This is a genomic window from Paraburkholderia ginsengisoli NBRC 100965 (assembly GCF_000739735.1).
Lineage (GTDB): Bacteria > Pseudomonadota > Gammaproteobacteria > Burkholderiales > Burkholderiaceae > Paraburkholderia > Paraburkholderia ginsengisoli.
The window spans coordinates 76911-93746 of record NZ_BBJF01000023.1; the positions used below are offsets into that span (position 1 = coordinate 76911).

Below are 16836 nucleotides of genomic sequence, written 5' to 3' on the forward strand. Positions count from 1 at the left end.
TAAAAGTAGTGCAAGCGTTTGAGCCGACCTTAACACGCGAGTTCGACGCCAATCCATGCGCAAACTGCGAGAGTCGTATCGATCTGTTACCGCCGCACGTTCAGCGCAATTTGAATGACGGAAAGTTGAAACGCGAAGGCGGGACCAGTTGGCCTGCCGGGATCTGCGTCGTTTCGGGACCGCCGTTCAGATCGAGCGGCGGCGTCTCTCCGTCGCTCGGTGCCGCTTCGGACGCAGCATGCGGCGGTGTCGCGCCGGCCGTACCGGATGCCGGAGCCGTCTTCGCAGCAGCACCCTGCGTGCCAGGCGCCGCGCCGGCCGGCGCGGCAGCCGCTCCGTCGACGTCTTCGTACTGCGGCAGCGGCGCTTCTTCATCGTAGTTCGGCAACGCCGACGGACGGCGCCGGCCGTCCGATAGCAGATACTGGCGGCGTTGCAGATACGCGTTACGCACGAACGAGTATTTGTCGAGCGCCGCGCCTTCCAGCACGTCGCTCGCATTCAGCAGATTCGCGCGCGTGTTGACGACGTTCAGGCCGTACAGCGCCCAGCTCAGACCCGGCGGATCGATGTAGCTCAGCGGGTTCACATAGTAGTTGCCGACCGAGCCGACCGCGTCGCGCACGGTGCTCGGCCCGAACAGCGGCAGCACCAGATACGGCCCCGGCGGCACGCCGTAATGACCGAGCGTCAGACCGAGGTCGTTCTCGTGCTTCGGCAGCTTCGCGAGCGTCGCCACGTCGAACAGGCCGCCCACGCCGAATACCGTGTTGATCACGATCCGCATGATGTCCTGCACGCCGTCGGTGATCTTCAACTGCAGCAGGTTGTTCGCCGCGATGTAGACGTCGCCGATGTTCGAAAAGAAGTTCGTCACACTGTCGCGCACCGGCTGCGGGGTCGCCCACACGTAGCCCTTGGCGACCGGCTTCAGCGCGTACTGGTCGATCTTGTCGTTGACGGTGAAGATGGTACGGTTCAGGCCTTCGAACGGGTCGCCCTTGGTCGGCGTCTGGACCGTGGTGCAGCCGGCCAGCAGCGCCGCCGCCACCACCACTTTGCCCAACTGGAAGGCGTGCGCGCCTCCGAAGCGTGTGGTCTGCATTGTTGTTCTCCTTATTGACCGGCCGCGCTGGCGGCAGGCGAACCCGGTACCGCGGCCGCCGGAGCGGGCGTGGCCGCGGCGGGCTTCGACGCGCCCGAATCGGCGGCCTTGCTATACAGGAACTGGCCGATCAGGTTTTCCAGCACGATCGCCGATTGCGTCATCGAGATCGTGTCGCCGGCCTTGAGCATTTCGCTGTCGCCTCCGGGTTCGAGCCCGATGTACTGTTCGCCGAGCAGACCCGAGGTCAGGATCTTCGCCGAGGTGTCCTTCGGAAACTGATATTGCTTGTCGAGATCGATCACGACGACAGCCTGATACGCATTGCTGTCGAAGCCGATCGAACCGACCCGGCCCACCGTCACGCCCGCGCTCTTCACCGGTGCGCGCGCCTTCAGCCCGCCGATATTGTCGAACTTGAGCTTGACCGGGTAAGTTGCCTGGAAAGACAACGAGCTCATGTTGCCGGCCTTCAGCGCGAGAAACAGCAACGCCACGAAACCCAGCACCACGAACAGGCCGACCCAGAAGTCGAGAGCAGTCTTTTTCATCGTCATCCCAAAGTGAATCCGCCACGCCGCCGACGCTTTCCGCAGCGCGCGTCAGTCAGTGACGCGCCGCCGGCGGCCAACGTGCCGCGCAGTCTTAGCTGAACATCAGTGCGGTCAGCAGAAAATCGAGTCCGAGCACCGCGAGCGACGCGTACACGACCGTCCTGGTGGTCGCGCGCGACACGCCTTCCGGCGTTGGCTTGGCTTCGTAGCCCTGAAACAGCGCGACAAAGGTCACCGCGAGGCCGAACACCACGCTCTTGACGACCCCGGCGCCGACATCGCGCCAGACGTCCACGCCGCCTTGCATCTGCGACCAGAACGCGCCGGGGTCGACGCCGATCAGCAGCACGCCCACCACATAACCGCCCAACACGCCGACCGCGCTGAAAATCGCGGCGAGGATCGGCATCGAGATAATGCCGGCCCACAGCCGCGGCGCGACCACGACCTTGACCGGGTCGACGGCCATCATTTCCATCGCGGTGAGTTGCTCGCCCGCCTTCATCAAACCGATCTCGGCCGTCAGCGACGTGCCGGCGCGGCCGGCGAACAGCAGCGCCGTGACCACCGGCCCGAGTTCGCGCACGAGTGACAACGCGACCAGCAGCCCGAGCGCCTGCTCGGAGCCATAGCGGTTCAGCGTGTAATAGCCCTGCAATCCCAGTACGAAGCCGACGAACAGCCCCGACACGGCAATGATCACCAGCGAATAATTACCCACGAAGTGGATCTGCTTCGTGACAAGACGCGGGCGGCGCAGCAGCGGGAAAAATTCGAGCAGCAGCCGGAGGAAAAAACGCGTGGCGTAGCCGGCCGTGCCCAAGCCGCCGATCACCGAGCGACCGATCGCACTAATCATGGCTGGCCTCCGCCGATGCCGAAGTCCGCCGCCAGCGGCGTCTTGCTCGGGTAGTGGAATTTGAACGGACCATCCGGCGCGCCATCGATGAACTGCCGCACCGTCGGATCGGTCGATGCGCGCAGCTCGGCCGGCGTGCCCTCGGCATGAACTCCGCCGTTGGCGAGGAAGTAGACATAATCGGCGATGGCGAACGATTCCGGCACGTCGTGCGTGACCAGGATCGAGGTCGCGCCCAGCGCCTGATTCAGCGCGCGAATCAGGTTCGCGGTGATGCCGAGCGAGATCGGGTCGAGACCCGCGAATGGCTCGTCGTACATCATTAGTTCGGGGTCGAGCGCGATCGCGCGCGCGAGCGCCACGCGCCGCGCCATGCCGCCCGAAATCTCCGACGGCATCAGGTCGCGCGCGCCGCGCAAGCCAACCGCGTTGAGCTTCATCAACACGAGGTCGCGCAGCAGTTCGTCCGGAAGATCGGTGTGCTCGCGCAGCGCGAAGGCGACGTTGTCAAACACCGACATGTCGGTGAACAGCGCCCCGAACTGGAACAGCATGCCCATTTTGCGGCGCAGCGCGTACAGGCCGTCACGCGTCTGCTGGCCGACGTCCTGGCCATGAAAAAGGATCTGGCCGCGTTGCGCACGCACGAGGCCGCCGATCAGCCGCAGCACCGTGGTCTTGCCGCAACCCGAGCCGCCCATGACCGCGACGACCTGACCGCGCTTGAAGCGCAGATTCAGGTTCGACAGGACGAGCCGGTCGCCGTAACCGAAGTCGACGTCGCGCAGCTCGAGTAAGGTCTCGGGGGAGGAAGACACGAAACTGACAGTCCTTTTACACGGAAGGCCGAATTATAGGGCCATCATGCAAAAGCTGCCGTGAGGTGCCCTGTCCGTTGACGAAGTCTGACGATTATTGCGTAAACGCTTGTTGCAGCGCAGAAACGGCGGCCGCCGGATCGGAAGCTTCCGTCACCGCGCGCACCACGGCCGCACAGCCGACGCCCGTCGCCAGCACATCGGGCAGCACCTGCAGATCGATCCCGCCGATCGCGACCAGTGGCACGACACCGTCGAGCAAGCGCACGTAGCGCGCCAGCCGCTTCAGGCCCTGCGGCGCGGTCGGCATGACCTTGGTCGTAGTCGGAAACACCGCGCCTAATGCAATGTAGCTCGGCCGAAAATGCAGCGCCTTCAGAATCTCGTAGAAACCGTGCGTGGACAGACCCAGCCGGACACCTGCCGCCGCCAGCGCGGACAGATCGGCGGTATACACGTCCTCCTGACCGAGGTGGACGCCGTACGCACCCGCCTCGAGCGCGGCCTGCCAGTGGTCGTTGATGAACACCTGGGCGTCGTGCGCGCGCCCGGCCGCCACGCAGCGGGCGATTTCGCGCTTCAGTTCGTCAGCGGGCTCCGCCGATTTGCGACGCAACTGCACCGTCTTCACGCCGAAGCCCACTACCCGCTCGACCCACTCGGCGGTCGGCAGCACCGGGTACAGGCCGAGCCGGTCCGGGCAGCGCGCGAACGCTTGCGCCGGCGCGCCCGGCAAACCGGCGAGGCGTGGGAAGCGCGCGAGATCGGTCGGGAAGGCGTCGTCCGCGCGGGTTTCGTCGCCGTCGCGCCACGCGAGCGCAAGCACCAGCGCATCGTGCGGATCGAAACCGCAGTCGAGAAACGCGGCCAGCGCGGGAATCCAGTCTTCCGGCAGGTGGCCTTCGAGGCGGTACTTTTCACCGCCCAGATGCAGCGTGGCCTTGTCCTCTGCCGCCTCGATCACGCCGGCGCCCTGCACCTGCCAGCGCGCCACCTGCTCGCCATGCTGCTGCGCGTCCGCGATCACGATCAGATCGCCGCCGTTCGGCTCGTCCGGCGCGGTGAGGCAGATGCGCCACGGCGCATGCGTCGGCGGCCAGTCGCCGAGGCGCGCGCGAATGCGCTCGGTGGTCTCGGTGAGTTCGTCGGCGGGTGGCCAGAACAGGTCGCGATCCTTCAATGCCAGTGTCTGCGTCATGCGGCGCTCCCGTCTTGATGCCAGAACGGCATGCCGACCACCGGCGTGCTCGCGTGCGCGCTTTCGCGCTCGGCCATCGGCCCCGCCAGAAAAGCCTGGCGGCCCGCTTCGGCACCCAGCGCGAACGCGCGCGCCATCGCATCGGGGTGGGTCGCCTGCGACACCGCGGTGTTCAGCAGCACGCCGTCGAAGCCCCACTCCATCACCTGCGCTGCATGCGACGGCACGCCGAGCCCGGCGTCGACGATCAGCGGCACGTCCGGCAGCCGCTCGCGCAACACGCGCAGCCCGTATGGATTGATCACGCCCTTACCGGTGCCGATCGGCGCGCCCCACGGCATCAGCGCTTCACAACCGGCGTCCAGCAGACGGCGGCCGATCACCAGGTCTTCGGTGCAATACGGCAGCACCTTGAAGCCGTCCTTGATCAACTGCGCGGCCGCTTCGATCAGGCCGATCGGGTCGGGCTGCAACGTGTAGTCGTCGCCGATCAGTTCGAGCTTGATCCAGTCGGTTTCGAAGATTTCGCGCGCCATGTGCGCGGTGGTCACCGCTTCGCCGACCGTCAGGCAACCCGCCGTGTTCGGCAGGAGCGGCACGCCGTGACGCTTGAGCAGGTCGAAGAAGCCGGCTTCAGCGCCGCCCTCGTTCATCTGCCGGCGCAGCGCGACGGTCACCATGCCGGGGCGCGCCGCGTCGATCGAATCGGACAGCGACTGCAGCGACGGATAGCGCGAGGTGCCGAGCAGCACTCGGCTCGCGAAGGTCTGGCCGTACAGCGTGAGCGCGTCGGCGGTCGGGGGGGAAGTCATTTGCATCATCTGGTCTCCGGCAAAGCGTGGCGGGGCGATGTTCAACCGCCGGCCACGGGTTGCACGACGTCGAGCCGGTCGCCCGGTTGCAGCGCGCGCGCCGTGTGCTGGGTGCGCGCGACGAAATCGCCGTTCAGCGCGACCGCGAACGGCGGGCGCGCGCCGTACGCGGCGAGCGCATCGGCGACGGTCGCGCCTTCGGGCAGCGACAACGGCTTCTGATTGATATGAATGTCCATGGTGTTCGAATACGGTTCAATCGATGGCGAAAGCGGTGTGGCGAGCGGCAATGAAGCGCGCAATGCTCATGCCGGCTCCCGCGTGCAATCCAGTTGGAAAAGCTCGCTCCAGCGCGCGTCGTGGCGCCAGTCGGCGAACGCGTCGGCGTCGGCAACGCGGCCGTCGAGCAGCGCCGACGCGAAGCGTGCGGCTTCGTCGGCGACTTCGGGCACGATCATGTAGCCGTGCCGGTACAGGCCGTTCACGCGCAGCGTCCGTGCGCCGTCCCACAGCAAGGCGGGCCGATGATCCGGCAGGGTCGGGCGGCACTGCGAATTCAGTTCGAGGATGCGCGCCTCGCCGAAGCCCGGATGCACGGAAAACGCCGCGCTCAGCAGTTCGAGTGCCGAACGCACGCTGACGGGAGACATGTCCTCGCCTTCGACTTCGGTGGCGCCGATCACGTAGAGGTCGTTCTGCTTCGGCGCGATATACAGCGGATAGCGGGGATGCAGCAGACGCACCGGGCGCGTCAGGTTGATTCCCGGCGCGTGCACGCGCGCGACTTCGCCGCGAATGCCGCGCAGCGTGGGCAGCACGGCCTTCGCGCCGAGCCCCCGGCAGTCGATCGTGATGCGCGCGGGCGGCAGCGAGCGTTCGTCGACGGGCGTGTTCCAGTGAATTTCGACGCCGCGTTGCGCAAGGCCCGCGGCCAGCGCGGCCAGCACCTGGCGGTTGTCCAGCTGGCCTTCGCGCGGCAACAGCCAACCCTGGTTGAAGCGGCCCGCCAACGCGGGCTCGGCGGCGCCGACCTGCGCGCCCGCGAGCGTCACGAAACCGCCGTCGAGCAGGTCTGCGGGCGCGTTCGAGCGCACGCGGCGCTCGAACAGCGGCGCTTCGGTACGGTCCGCGTGATGCCAGACAACCAGCGTGCCATTGCGCTGGAAGAACACCGGCTCGGGCAATTCGGCCAGCACTTGCGGCCAGGTATCGAGCGAACTCGCGCCTAGGCGCGTGATCAGCAGTTCGGCGCTCGCGGCTTCGGCAAGCGGCGCGAGCATCGCCGCGGCGACCCACGCGGCGGCCTGCGAGCCGGCGGCGTCACCGCGCTCATACAGCGCCACGCGATGCCCTTGCCCCGCCAGACGCCACGCGACCAGCCGGCCGCAAAGACCGCCGCCGAGGACGGCGAAATCGGGTTGTGCGGGACGGTTCATTGCAGGCACCCCCGCGCGCGCTCCGCGAGTTCCGTTTCACAGCGGCAAGCGGCAAGGCTAAAGCACGGCGCGCCGACGGCGACGTGGCGAAGAGCAAAACACATATCTGAAGAATTGGCGGTCATCGAGTCCTTTCCGTACGGCACAAAAAAACGCACGTACCCAGGACGAAACCGGCGGGTGAAGCCGGCCGGGCACTGCGCGCGTACCCATGTACGGACGCCGCCCGGCGGGGAATGGAAGACTGGATGCTTCCGGAAACTTCCCGCGCCGGTATTACCCGGATCGGGTGCAAAGGGTCTCTCTCAGCCTCGCCGCCGCAGCCTGAAAATCAAGCCGCCTGTGGGCGAAGCACCCCTGTTTCGTCGCAGGTCATTAGACCATAAAAGGCTGGACGCCCGCAAACCAGCGCCGTGCGCGCCCAGCCAAAGTTTGATCCGGCACCCTGTTTTTTGCGTCGATGCGAGCGGACTCCGCGCTCTGGCACAATGCCGGAACCGGATGCAGCGAGCACGCTCGGCGCGACGCGCGACGGGCGGCCTCGGGGCGAGGACCGGCGGCGAAAATTAATTTTCGCTTAAGGGCCTGCCGCCAGAATCGGGCGCTCGCCCGGACGCGCGTTCGCCGAACACGGCGTCCGGGCAGGTATCGCACCACCGTCGCAGAGCGGCCCGAAGCTTGGGCCGGTCCGCGGCGGCATAGCCCGACATGGGCCGGCCGGAACCGGGCCGGCGCTTCGGATCAGCACTTCGGGCCTGCACTTCTTCAGGACGCTCATGACACCCAATACTTCTGCCAGCCCCGCGCTGCCGCCCGACGAAAAAGTCTCCGCCTGGAGCCTGATCAAACCTTACTGGGTTTCCGAAGAACGCAAGATGGCGTGGGGTCTGCTCATTGCGATCATCGTGATGAACCTGCTCGTCGTGTGGATCAACGTGCGCCTGAATCGTTGGAGCGCCGACTTCTACAACGCGCTGCAAACCAAGAATGTGCGCGATTTCCCGCATCTGCTGATGGTGTTCTCGGGACTCGCGTTCGGCTTCATCATCCTCGCGGTGTACGGACGTTATCTGCGCCAGATGCTCGGCTTCCGCTGGCGCCAGTGGTTGACCACGCGCTACCTGAACGAGTGGCTGAAAGACAGCGCCTTCTACCGGATCGAACGCGACCGGCTCGCCGACAACCCCGACCAGCGGATCAGCGACGACCTGCAGTCGTTCGCCACCACCACGCTGTCGCTGACGCTCGACCTGCTGTCCACCGTCGTCACGCTGGTGTCGTTCATCACTATCCTGTGGTCACTAGCCGGCGCGCTGACCATCTCGCTCGGCGGCATGCCGCTGCAAATTCCCGGCTACATGGTGTGGGCCGCGGCACTGTACGCGGTGGTCGGTTCGCTGATCATCCAGAAGGTCGGCCATCCGCTCGTGTCGATCAACTACCAGGCGCAGAAAGTCGAGGCGGATTTCCGTTTCGGCCTGATTCGCCTGCGTGAGAACGCCGAGCAGATCGCGTTCTACAACGGCATGGACACTGAGAAATCGAACGCGCACTCGCTGTTCGGCCGCATCCGCGACAACTGGTGGCAGGTGATGAAGTACACCAAGCGGCTCACCTTCGTGCTGAGCTTCTACGGCCAGATCGCGATCATCTTTCCACTGGTGGTCGCCGCGCCCCGCTACTTCGCGGGCGCCTTCACCTTCGGCGTGCTGATGCAGATTTCAAGCGCGTTCGGCACCGTCAGCGATTCGTTCTCGTGGTTCATCAACAGTTATGCGAGCCTCGTCGAATGGCGCGCCACCGTGAACCGGCTGCGCGAATTCAAACGCGTCGTGCACGCGCCGCGTCTGAAGGAATCGGTCTCGCCGGCCACCGAGCATGGCGGCATCAACCTGCATTTCGTTGACGCCGATCAGCTTTCCACCGACGGCCTCACACTCGCGCTGCCGAACGGCAACCCGCTGTCGCGCATCCGCGATATCGCGATTCAACCGGGTTCGCGCTGGCTGGTGCGCGGTCCGTCCGGTTCGGGCAAGAGCACGCTGATGCGCGCGCTCGCCGGACTGTGGCCGTTCGGCGACGGCTCGATCGACGCGCCGGTCAACGCGCGCATGATGTTCATCCCGCAGGTCAGCTACATGCCGATCGGCACGCTGAAGGCGGCGCTCGCCTATCCGTCCTCGGCGAACGCCTACACCGACGACGAATGCCGCGAAGCGCTCATCACCTGTCACCTGTCGGAGTACGCCGACCGCCTGCAGGAATCGGGGCACTGGACGCGCATTCTGTCGCCGGGCGAACAGCAACGCCTCGCCGGCGCACGCGTGCTGCTGCACAAGCCCGACTACCTGTTCCTCGACGAAGCGACCAGCGCGCTCGACGCGGAAAACGAAGCGCGTCTGTATCGCCTGTTCACCGAGAAGCTGCCGAAGGCGGCGATCGTCAGCGTCGCGCATCGCGAATCCCTCGCTGCGTTCCACGACGAAACGCTCGACGTCGAGCGTGCGGGCGAAGCGGTCGCGGCGTGAGCATCGTGAGCGATAAATTCGATATGAGCCGTCACGTAAGCGGCGCCGGTCCCGAGCGCGTCGTGCTGATCACCGGCGCGGGCTCCGGCATCGGCGCGGCGCTCGCCCGGCGCCTCGCCGCGCCGCGCGTCGCGCTGATGTTGCATGCACGTGGCGCCGATAGCGCGGCCCGTGACCGTCTCGCCGAAGTCGCCGCCGAGTGCAGCGCCAGCGGCGCAAGTTGCGCGACGGTGTTCGGCGATCTTGCCGAACGCGGCGCCGCGGATCACGTGGTCCACGCAACGCTCGCGCACTTCGGTGCGCTCGATCAACTGGTCGCGAACGCGGGCCACGCGCAACGTCAGACCCTCAACGCGCTCCACCCCGACACCTTCAGCGCCGCCTTCGCCGCGATGCCGGCCGCGTTCGCTGCCCTCGTCAAACGCGCAACCGCAGCATTGGAAACGTCGAAGCGCGGCCGCGTGATCGCGCTGAGCTCGTTCGTGGCGCACCGCTACCGCGCGGACGCGCCGTTTGCCGCGACGGCGGCGGCGAAAGCGGCGCTCGAATCGCTGGCCAAAACCGCCGCCGCCGAACTCGCGCGGCACGGCGTGACCGTCAATTGCGTCGCGCCCGGCTACACCCGCAAAGATCGCGGCCCCAGCGCCGAGAATGCGTCGGTGTGGACGCGCGCCGCCGAAGCGACGCCGCTCGGCCACGTCGCCGAGCCCGCTGATGTCGCTGCGCTGATCGCGTTTCTGCTGTCCGACGAAGCGCGTCATATCACCGGGCAGGTGATTCATATCGATGGCGGACTCACGCTGGGCTGAGCGGCATCACGCGACGGCGCCTCCGCTCCGCAACACGACGCAACATCCTGAAACACGCGAGAAGAGTTCGAAAGCATTTGCGAAGCGGGCAAGCTGTTCCTCGCTTTGAAAATGCTTCCCGGCAGCGACGATAGTCGTGCGGGCCAACCCGTCCTGGCCCCAACGTCATTCACTGCTAACGGACTCTCCGCCTATGTCATTCGCTCGCCGCTCCCATCCTTTGCCCCAACGCGTCGCGCTCGCTTTCGGCGCAGCCTTGCTGCTCGCGAGCACCGCGCACGCAGCGCAAGCCACTCAACCGAACGAGCCGGCAGACGTTTGCCCCGCGCTCCAACACATCGTCGACGCCGCCGATTTCCGGCAGTTGCACAGTCAGCCCGCCGCGCAACTGCCGGGCGTGTCGAACGCCGACGACTGCCGCGCCAGCACGCACGCGTACGATTGCCACTGGCGCGCGCACTGGCAAGCCGACGGCGTGATCAACGATCCGCTCGAAGAATTCGGCGCCGACATCGCCGCGTGTTTCCCGAACCTCGTGCACGACGTCAACACACCGACGCGTCAGCATTTCATCGTGACGACCGCCGAGCGGCGCGTCAGCGTCACGGCGAGCGTGCAAGGGCAGAACGAATTGCGCCTGCGCGTCACGCGCTGAGCGTGCGTCCGCGCGCCGTTCTTCGTGGCGAGCCGTCGCCGCCTTCCCCGAACGCCACCAGGCATCGCCTCATGACCTTCACGCCGAGCCTATGCGCCGACGCTTTCATGCAAGCATCCCGAGCCGCGTGGGTCAGGTTGTGGCGGCCGTGCGCGTGGCTGACCGTCGCCGCGCCGCTCGCATTCGGGCTGAACGGCTGCGCGTGGACGCTGATCTCGGCGGCCGACGCCACCGGCTCCGTGATCCAGGCGGGCTACGCGATCGCGGCGAACTATTCATCGCCGACCTTCGTCAACGGCAGGCCCGCCGACCTGCATCACGTCTGCATCGAAGTGAATCAGACGGTGTCGGTTGGCGATTTCGTGCCGGCGCTGCAACTCGCGCTCGACCGTCGAGGCATTCGTTCGGACGTCTATAATCCGGGCACCTCGCCGGCGGGCTGCGAGGCGCGGCTCGTCTACAACGCGGCAATCGACTACGGCCGCCGCTCGTTCAGCGACGAGTCGATCCAGTACCTGTCGATCATCGATCTGACGCTGATCCACGACGGCCGCATTCTCGTCACGGCTCGCTATCAAACCGGCGGCCTCAACACCGACCGCTTCTCTTCCGCGTCGACCAAGCTCAGCGGTTTGATCGACCGGATGGTGGTCGATCAAACCGATTTCGCGCGCCAGCCGCTGCAAACCATTCAAACGTCGCAGGCAAATTGAGCGCGGCCTCCTTGCTTTGTCTTACCCGAGAAAGGATTCGAAAGTGTCGCGCGCTTTGCTCCGCACGCGCGTATCACTAAGATGACCTGAATGAACCAAACCATTCTTGTCGTCGACGACGACCCCGTCGTCCGAGAGCTCGTCAGCGAATATCTTCAGGGACGCGGCTTCAAGGTCGTCACGCTCGAACACGGCATGGCGCTGCAGCGTAAATTGCAGGAAGAGCGTCCCGCGCTGATCGTGCTCGACATCATGATGCCGGAACTCGACGGCATCAGCGCACTGCGCGCATTGCGCGTCGCCGGCGACGATATTCCCGTGATCCTGCTGACCGCGCGTGCCGATCCGATCGACCGTGTGATCGGTCTCGAACTCGGCGCCGACGATTATCTCGGCAAGCCGTTCGAACCCGGCGAACTGGTCGCGCGAATTCGCACCGTGCTGCGCCGGCGCGGCGCGATTGCGCCGAGCGCGCCGGAACAGCGTGCGCCATATCATTTCGGGCGTTTCGAAGTGAATTTCCCGGCGCGCGAATTGCGTCGCGACGGCGAGCGCATCACGCTGCGTTCAAGCGAATTCGCAATGCTGAAGGTGTTTGTCACACACGCGATGACCGTGCTCACGCGCGCGCAACTGCTGGAGAAACTGCACGGCAATAGCGAGGCGCATCGCAATCGCAGTCTGGACGTGTCGATCTGGCGGTTGCGCCGGTTGATCGAAGTGGACCCGTCGGAGCCACGCTATGTGCAGACCGTGTGGGGACGCGGCTATGTGTTCGTGCCGGACGGCGAGATTGGCGCGGCGGAACGCAGCGCGGCGCTTGCCTGACGCGGCGCGCGGCGTGCCGCTCGGAGCGCGCGGCCTCGCCTCACCATCACGCACACAGCGTCAGAAAGTCAGCACGCTCAGGAACATTCTCTGCAACCAGCCCATCGTAGTGGCGTCGGACACCATGCCCACGCCGGCCTGCTCGATGCGCGCGTTCGCGACCTTGCTCGACGCCACGTAGTTGCCTGCTTCGATGTCCTTCGGATTGACGATGCCCGACAACCGCAGACGGTCGCGGTTGCCGCCCATCGCGATCACTTTCTCGCCCGATACCACCAGGTTGCCCGTCGGCATCGTGCCGATCACGGTGACGGCCAACGTGCCGGTCATGCCGCTGACGTCGGTGAGGCTGCCCTGCCCTTTGTTGTCGGTGCTCGCCGAGCCGATGTTGAAAAGCCTCGCGAGACGCGCGGCGGCGTTGGTGGAGTGATCGGCGGCATCGGCGGTGATGCTGCTCGCGCGGCTCGCCGCGGCGGTCGAGCTGTTGTTGCCGCTATACGATTCCGCGAGACGGATCGTCAGCACATCGCCGATATGTTGAGCGCGCGGCGTCTCGTACAACAATAACGGCGTGCCCGCCTGGTAGATCGCGCCTTGCGTGTTGACGTTCAGCGGCGCCGACGCGAGCGGCGGCGCCATCGGCGTCTCGACGATCGAGTTCTGCTGATGGCTCGCGCAAGCAGCGAGACAAGCCGCGACGCTTAATGCGACCGTGAAACGTAGCGCGGTCATGCGTGCTCCCTGAAGCGGATCGGCCGGACAGGCCGGGTTATAAATGGGCTTGGCGCACGTGGGATAAACGCGCACGACAAGAGCCACAAGCGACATCACGCCAGGCACCAAGGCGACTCATCACCCCGCCTCGGCGCCGCTTGCCTGCCATTGCCGCACGACCGATTTCACCCACGCGTCCGAACCCTTCAGCAGATACGTGAGCGTGCCGTTGCGACTGCCGGGCAAAAAGCACAACGTGATCGAGCTGACCGCGTTTTCCCACACATACATCGGCAACGCGCTCGACGACGCCACGCTGTGCGTCGCGAGACGCGGCGGCCCGTAGCGATCCGCGAGCGCTTCACGCAAGTCCTCGGCGGTGAGTTCGTCGATCACGAACGAAATCTCGTACAGGCGCAGCGCGCTTTGCGCATCGGTGCGTGCGAAGCGCAGCACGTGCTCGAGCGCCGGCGCGCCGTCGACCACCGCTTGCGACATCGCCCAACGATCATCCACGCGATGCGCCCAACGGCACGCGACCGTCAGGCTCTCGCGCGACTTCAGCCGCATGCCGAGCGTGCCCGCCTGCACATCGGTCTCGCAGACCGGCACGCTGCCGAGCGGCGTCGCGCGCACGGTCGAGCTCGCGCGGAATTCGTCGAGCGTGATGCCGAGCGCGACGCCGCGAAAAGCAAACGGCGCGTCCTGCGAGCGCCGCCGTGCGTCGGCGGACGCGTTGTTCGACGCGCCGCCGGACGCCTTCGCTTCGCGCGCGGCGGGCTGTGCGTGAGCGGTCAGCGAAACGACGCCGCCCAGCAGCGTCAATGCGCAGACAATCCGTGTGAGAGTCATGGTTCAGTCGATCGCGGAGGCACACATATCGAACGGCGTGGCCGCGGCATGGCCGACGACCGGGATGATTTTCAGCGTGGCCGAAGTCAGCCGGCACGGCAGCGCGGCGGCGGCACAGCCGCCGAGCGGCAGCAGCGCCGCGCCGAACCCGAGGCACGCGGCGACACGCAGGGAGCGGTTGAGAATTCTCGGAATCGACACACGGGCCTCGTGGGATCAGGCTGTCGTATTGACGTTATGTCCGACGAGCCCCGTGGGCGGCGACGGCTGCGTGCGAACCGCGCTCTCCTGCGGCTGCGCACTCGCGGCCGGGCCGTTGGCGGTCGCGGGTTTGGCCGTCGCCGGCGTGGACGCCGGTGACGGAAAGTGGGTCGAACTGAGGTTGCTGGGAATGGTCATGATGAGCCTCGCGTGGCACGGGTTTCGATTTCACGCCGCGGCCGCGATCCAGCGCATCGAGGCTGTCTGCGGCACGCGACGCAACGTACTTCACGGCGAATCATCGCGCCGCATTGGCGGCGGCGATGCGCGAAGCAAAGCGCGCTTTCCGGCGCTGCTTACGAGGCGTTCCGAGTGGTTGCCATTGGTTCCAACGGCTTCGACGGCTGCGAATGCGGACCGTCATTTTTGACCGGACGGAGAGCGGCGATACGGCACGAATTCCGCGAAACTGCGCGCGCCGGCATGCTGCGAGCCGCATTGAAATATGCCGTCAGCCTTGCGTGGCGGGCCTCACGCGCTAGTCGACCGGGGCCACGCGGCGCATCGTAAGCATTGGTAAGAAAACAGCGGGGCGCGCGTCGCGTGCGCCAGTCTAGAATTTCGCCATGAATCCACAGGTCCTTATCGTCGACGACGATCCGGTCGTACGCGATCTGCTATGCAAGTTTCTGCAATCGAACGGCTTCGACGCGTCCGTGCTGCACGACGGCACCCATCTCCAGCGGCGGCTCGAACGTGAGCGGCCGTCGGTCGTCGTACTCGACATCATGATGCCGAACACCGACGGCCTGCGTGCGCTCACCGCGCTGCGCGCCGCCGGCGACGACATTCCGGTGATCTTCGTGACCGCGCGCGGCACCGTGGCCGACCGCATCGTCGGGCTGTCGCTCGGCGCGGACGACTACCTCACCAAGCCGTTCGATCCGCGCGAATTGCTCGCGCGCATCCAGACCGTGCTGCGCCGTCGCGGGCCGTCCACGACGAGTGCTCCGGAAGCCCGCAAGCGCTATCGTTTCGGCCCGTTCGAACTCGACTTCGCGACCCGTTCGTTATCGCGCGACGATTCGAAGCTGCCGTTGCGCGACAGTGAATTCGCGCTCCTGAAGATTTTCGTCAACAACCCGTACAAGGTGTTGTCGCGCGTGCTGATTCACGACCTCGTGCATCGTGACGACCTCGCGTTCCGCGACCGCAGTCTAGACGTGCCGATCTGGCGCCTGCGCCGCGTGATCGAGGACGACCCGTCCAATCCCTGCTACGTGCAGACGGTGCGCGGCAAAGGCTACGTGTTCGTGCCCGACGCCGACGGCACACCCTTCGCCGACGAGGCCACACCAGGCGCATGAAAAATCCGCTGAACACGCTGTTCGGCAGAATGGCGTTGCTGTCGGCGGCGGTGTTGTTCGCGATTCAGGCCGGCTGGTTCGTGCTGGTGGTGATGCAGCCGCCGCGCCATGAAGTCGACGGCTTTGCACGCGGCATTCTGCTGGTGCTGCAAGCGATCAACGGCGAGCCGCTCAAGGGCGCCGCGCTCGCGCCCGCGTTGCGCGTGCATCTGGTCCCCACCTGGAACATGCCGGCCAGCGTGCATCTGCGCACGCCGACCACTCATCCGCTCGTTGAACTGACCCGGCATCTGCGAGAGAACCTGCCGCCCGGCACGCAGATCGCCGTCGACGACGTGCATCCGCCGCAACTCTGGGTGCTGTTCCCGGGCAAGTCGAACTGGGTCGTCGTGCCGGTCGACGTGCCGCCGCGCCCGCGCTTTCTGATCGAAGGCGCGTCGATGCTGCTCGCCGCGCTGATACTTTCGCTGTTCGCCGTGTGGCAGATGCAGCGGCCGCTGTCGCGTGTTGCCGACGCCGCGCGCGCATTCGGCTCGGGCGGGCGGCCCGAGCCGGTGACCGTGCAAGGTCCGCGCGAACTGCGCGATCTGATCGGCTCGTTTAACGACATGATGCGGCGTCTGAACGAAGCCGGCGACGACCAGGCGGTGATGCTGGCCGGCGTCGCACACGACCTGAAAGCGCCGCTCACGCGGCTGAAGTTGCGCGCGAGCGTGCTGGTGGCGGAGAGCGAGCGCGCCGGTCTGATCCGCGACGTCGATTCGCTGACCAACATCGTCCAGCAGTTTCTCGAATTCGCCGGTCAATCCGCCGACGCCGGTCCGCCGATCGAAGTCGAAGAGTTTCTGCGCGAGCAGTTCTCGTCCGGCGACGCTATCGGCGAGACGTCGGGCGACAGCGCGGAAGCGCCGCTGTTCAGGCTCGATCTGCAGGCAGGCCCATCGTTCACGTTGCCGCGCACGCTGCTCGACCGGCTCGTGACGAACCTCGTCGACAACGCGCTCGAACACGGCACGCCGCCAGTCGACATCGCCACCGCGCGTGACGATCGCCACTGGGTGATCAGCGTGCGGGACCACGGTCCCGGCATTCCCGACGAGCGCATCGCCGCCGCGATGAAACCATTCGTGCGACTCGACGCGGCGCGTGGCGGCGAAGGCCATTGCGGACTTGGCCTCGCGATCGTCGCGCGGCTCGCGCATGATCGCGGCGGACGTTGTCATGTGCGCAATCACGCGCAAGGCGGGCTGGACGTGCGGATCGAATTGCCGGTTGCGGCGGCTCCGGCGTAATCGGAAAGCGCCGAGGAGCGGATCGGCGTACGGGGCGCTTACGTGCCCTTACCGGATGGACCTTCGCGATAATCGCGGCCGTATAGTCATCGACT

General features: G+C 66.2%; 20 protein-coding genes and 1 riboswitch. Of the genes, 8 read left to right on the top strand and 12 right to left on the bottom strand.

Annotated elements, in window-relative coordinates; genetic code table 11:
- Positions 1 to 100: 100 nt before the first annotated feature.
- From BGI01S_RS26035 to BGI01S_RS26070, 8 genes are all read right to left on the bottom strand, one after another.
- Positions 101 to 1105: an MlaA family lipoprotein gene (locus BGI01S_RS26035; protein ID WP_042329185.1), complete on the bottom strand. Its 1005-nt coding sequence runs from the start codon at positions 1103 to 1105 to the stop codon at positions 101 to 103.
- 11 nt (positions 1106 to 1116) lie between these two features.
- Positions 1117 to 1656, bottom strand: a complete 540-nt coding sequence (gene mlaD, locus BGI01S_RS26040) for an outer membrane lipid asymmetry maintenance protein MlaD (RefSeq protein ID WP_042329267.1) — start codon at positions 1654 to 1656, stop codon at positions 1117 to 1119.
- Positions 1657 to 1750: 94 nt separating this feature from the next.
- Complete coding sequence (mlaE, locus tag BGI01S_RS26045; protein ID WP_042329187.1) at positions 1751 to 2518, bottom strand: lipid asymmetry maintenance ABC transporter permease subunit MlaE; 768 nt, start codon at positions 2516 to 2518, stop codon at positions 1751 to 1753.
- On the bottom strand, positions 2515 to 3336 hold the full coding sequence (locus tag BGI01S_RS26050; protein WP_042329188.1) for an ABC transporter ATP-binding protein: 822 nt from the start codon (positions 3334 to 3336) through the stop codon (positions 2515 to 2517). The genes mlaE and BGI01S_RS26050 overlap by 4 nt, the downstream gene beginning before the upstream one ends.
- 94 nt (positions 3337 to 3430) lie before the next feature.
- On the bottom strand, positions 3431 to 4534 hold the full coding sequence (gene thiE / locus BGI01S_RS29825) for a thiamine phosphate synthase (RefSeq protein WP_084585499.1): 1104 nt from the start codon (positions 4532 to 4534) through the stop codon (positions 3431 to 3433).
- Positions 4531 to 5346 (bottom strand): thiazole synthase, encoded by an 816-nt coding sequence (locus tag BGI01S_RS26060; protein ID WP_042329270.1) that lies wholly within the window; start codon positions 5344 to 5346, stop codon positions 4531 to 4533. Before BGI01S_RS26060 ends, thiE begins: the two co-directional genes overlap by 4 nt.
- 41 nt (positions 5347 to 5387) lie before the next feature.
- Complete coding sequence (thiS, locus tag BGI01S_RS26065) at positions 5388 to 5585, bottom strand: sulfur carrier protein ThiS (protein WP_042329272.1); 198 nt, start codon at positions 5583 to 5585, stop codon at positions 5388 to 5390.
- 66 nt (positions 5586 to 5651) lie between these two features.
- Positions 5652 to 6782, bottom strand: a complete 1131-nt coding sequence (locus BGI01S_RS26070; protein ID WP_042329190.1) for an FAD-dependent oxidoreductase — start codon at positions 6780 to 6782, stop codon at positions 5652 to 5654.
- Between the two features lie 245 nt (positions 6783 to 7027).
- A riboswitch (TPP riboswitch) is annotated at positions 7028 to 7151 on the bottom strand.
- 407 nt (positions 7152 to 7558) lie between these two features.
- Here BGI01S_RS26070 and BGI01S_RS26075 point away from each other — a divergent pair.
- The 5 genes from BGI01S_RS26075 to BGI01S_RS26095 all read left to right on the top strand — a co-directional run bounded on the left by BGI01S_RS26075 (position 7559) and on the right by BGI01S_RS26095 (position 12315).
- Complete coding sequence (locus BGI01S_RS26075; protein ID WP_042329192.1) at positions 7559 to 9310, top strand: ABC transporter ATP-binding protein/permease; 1752 nt, start codon at positions 7559 to 7561, stop codon at positions 9308 to 9310.
- Positions 9311 to 9333: 23 nt separating this feature from the next.
- A complete protein-coding gene (locus BGI01S_RS26080; RefSeq protein WP_042329274.1) occupies positions 9334 to 10119 on the top strand; it encodes an SDR family NAD(P)-dependent oxidoreductase in 786 nt (261 codons plus the stop codon).
- A 193-nt stretch (positions 10120 to 10312) separates the two neighbouring features.
- On the top strand, positions 10313 to 10774 hold the full coding sequence (locus BGI01S_RS26085; RefSeq protein ID WP_042329194.1) for a hypothetical protein: 462 nt from the start codon (positions 10313 to 10315) through the stop codon (positions 10772 to 10774).
- A 71-nt stretch (positions 10775 to 10845) separates the two neighbouring features.
- Positions 10846 to 11487 carry a hypothetical protein gene (locus BGI01S_RS26090; RefSeq protein ID WP_042329196.1) on the top strand — a complete coding sequence of 214 codons (642 nt, stop codon included), beginning with the start codon at positions 10846 to 10848 and terminating at the stop codon, positions 11485 to 11487.
- 90 nt (positions 11488 to 11577) lie between these two features.
- Positions 11578 to 12315 (top strand): response regulator, encoded by a 738-nt coding sequence (locus BGI01S_RS26095; protein WP_042329200.1) that lies wholly within the window; start codon positions 11578 to 11580, stop codon positions 12313 to 12315.
- A 60-nt stretch (positions 12316 to 12375) separates the two neighbouring features.
- On the opposite strand, the gene BGI01S_RS26100 is transcribed toward BGI01S_RS26095, so the two are convergent.
- From BGI01S_RS26100 to BGI01S_RS29830, 4 genes are all read right to left on the bottom strand, one after another.
- On the bottom strand, positions 12376 to 13047 hold the full coding sequence (locus BGI01S_RS26100; RefSeq protein WP_042329202.1) for a flagellar basal body L-ring protein FlgH: 672 nt from the start codon (positions 13045 to 13047) through the stop codon (positions 12376 to 12378).
- A 120-nt stretch (positions 13048 to 13167) separates the two neighbouring features.
- On the bottom strand, positions 13168 to 13881 hold the full coding sequence (locus BGI01S_RS26105; RefSeq protein WP_042329204.1) for a hypothetical protein: 714 nt from the start codon (positions 13879 to 13881) through the stop codon (positions 13168 to 13170).
- Positions 13882 to 13884: 3 nt separating this feature from the next.
- Positions 13885 to 14052 (bottom strand): DUF6726 family protein, encoded by a 168-nt coding sequence (locus tag BGI01S_RS26110; protein ID WP_322786973.1) that lies wholly within the window; start codon positions 14050 to 14052, stop codon positions 13885 to 13887.
- Positions 14053 to 14097: 45 nt separating this feature from the next.
- A complete protein-coding gene (locus BGI01S_RS29830; protein ID WP_084585501.1) occupies positions 14098 to 14280 on the bottom strand; it encodes a hypothetical protein in 183 nt (60 codons plus the stop codon).
- Here BGI01S_RS29830 and BGI01S_RS29835 point away from each other — a divergent pair.
- The 3 genes from BGI01S_RS29835 (at position 14279) to BGI01S_RS26125 (ending at position 16741) form a co-directional block, all read left to right on the top strand.
- The gene (locus BGI01S_RS29835; protein WP_157004265.1) at positions 14279 to 14512 is read left to right on the top strand and encodes a hypothetical protein; all 234 of its coding nucleotides are present in this window, start codon (positions 14279 to 14281) and stop codon (positions 14510 to 14512) included. The two genes, BGI01S_RS29830 and BGI01S_RS29835, sit on opposite strands and share 2 nt — an antisense overlap.
- A gap of 196 nt (positions 14513 to 14708) precedes the next feature.
- Complete coding sequence (locus BGI01S_RS26120; protein WP_042329208.1) at positions 14709 to 15449, top strand: response regulator; 741 nt, start codon at positions 14709 to 14711, stop codon at positions 15447 to 15449.
- On the top strand, positions 15446 to 16741 hold the full coding sequence (locus BGI01S_RS26125; RefSeq protein ID WP_042329209.1) for an ATP-binding protein: 1296 nt from the start codon (positions 15446 to 15448) through the stop codon (positions 16739 to 16741). Before BGI01S_RS26120 ends, BGI01S_RS26125 begins: the two co-directional genes overlap by 4 nt.
- Positions 16742 to 16836: the final 95 nt, after the last annotated feature.